Here is a 1,431-nt window from a genome sequence, read left to right as displayed (position 1 = left end):
GGCGGATTCAACCGGTCGCTGCAACAGCGGGATCGGTTGGTCCTGATCGTAGTAGTTCGTCGAGTTTGTAGGCGGGGCTGCGCCAACCGTGTCGTTTGCGGGGCCGGCCATTGAGTTCGGCGGCCACGTTGGCCAGGATCCCCGGCCCGTGAAACGACAGGTCGGTTCCCTTGGGGAAGTACTGGCGCAGCAGGCCGTTGGTGTTCTCGTTGCTGCCTCGCTGCCAGGGGCTGTGCGGGTCGGCAAAGTAGATCGGCAGCCCGGTCGCCTCGGTGATCGCGGTGTGCAACGCCATCTCCGAGCCCTGATCCCAGGTCAACGACCGCTGCAAGATSTCGGGAATCTGGGGTACCGCCTCGGTCATCGCAGCGGCCACGGTTTCGGCGGTGTGGTCATCGCGCAGGTGCAGCAGCATCACGAACCCGGTGGTGCGCTCGACGAGCGTGCCGATCGCCGAGGCGTTACCGGTCCCCATGATCAGGTCACCTTCCCAATGCCCGGGCACCGCCCGATCRTCAGCCTCGGCCGGCCGCTCACTGATCGACACCATGTTCTTGAAACGGCTACGATCAGAAGTGTTGCGTCCCTGCGATTTACGACGGATACGGCCAGTACGCAACGCGGTCTGGACCTCTTTTTTGAGTCCGCCGCGGGCCTGAACGTAGAGYGCCTGGTAAATCGTTTCGTGGGACACCTGCATCTCCGGGTCGTCGGGAAACTCCACCGACAACGACCCCGAGATCTGTTCCGGGCTCTGCCGGACTTTGAGTCGATCGGCGACCTCAGTGTAAAGCCGGGTGCCCTCGACCAACTTGCGTTGTTTAGGCCGTCGACGGGCGGCATCAGTCCTGTTCTGCCCAACCAGAGCCCGATAGCGACCCTGTTGGTCTGCTGGTCTGCCACGCACCACTTCCCGACTGATCGTCGAGGGTGCGCGGCCAAGCAACCGTGCGATCTGCGCCTGGTTGTAGCCGGCGGCGAGCATCTGTTCGATACGGCAGCGGTCCATCCAGGACAACGGGCCGCTACCAGGGGCGACCGTTGCTTCTAGATCGGCGTCGATCGTCACAGGGCGCACCCCACCAGCCTGCTTGAACCATCGCTGGCCAGCCTTTTTCGACACGCCTGCAGTTCTGGCTGCCCCCGCGACAGTCAGTCCCCGACGTAATCCCGACCAGAACTGCTCGTGGACCTCAGCAGATTTGACCCGGCCTTGACCGCGACCGCTGGGCAACGAACGCCCAGCAGAATGCATCCACGTGTAGCCGGTAAACGACGACACCCCGATCGATCGGGCCGCTGCTACAACCGAGGCCCCCGCCTCGATCTCACTCCAAAACCGAGCCCGCAAATCCTCCCCAACGCGTATCCCAGCAACAGCCACCACAGCCTCCACAAGTCAGGCTGTTGCGGCGACCACTTGAACCTGCC

Annotated in this window: 1 protein-coding gene; it reads right to left on the bottom strand. The window is 63.5% G+C overall.

All coding sequences use genetic code 11. From position 1 onward, the window contains the following. Nucleotides 1-7: 7 nt before the first annotated feature. Nucleotides 8-1,156, bottom strand: a complete 1,149-nt coding sequence (locus tag CA982_RS26210) for an IS30 family transposase (RefSeq protein ID WP_425269114.1) — start codon at nucleotides 1,154-1,156, stop codon at nucleotides 8-10. Nucleotides 1,157-1,431: the final 275 nt, after the last annotated feature.

It is taken from the genome of Gordonia lacunae (assembly GCF_002149015.1).
In the GTDB taxonomy this organism is placed as follows: Bacteria; Actinomycetota; Actinomycetes; order Mycobacteriales; family Mycobacteriaceae; genus Gordonia; species Gordonia lacunae.
This window is presented reverse-complemented; position numbering and strand designations above follow the sequence as displayed.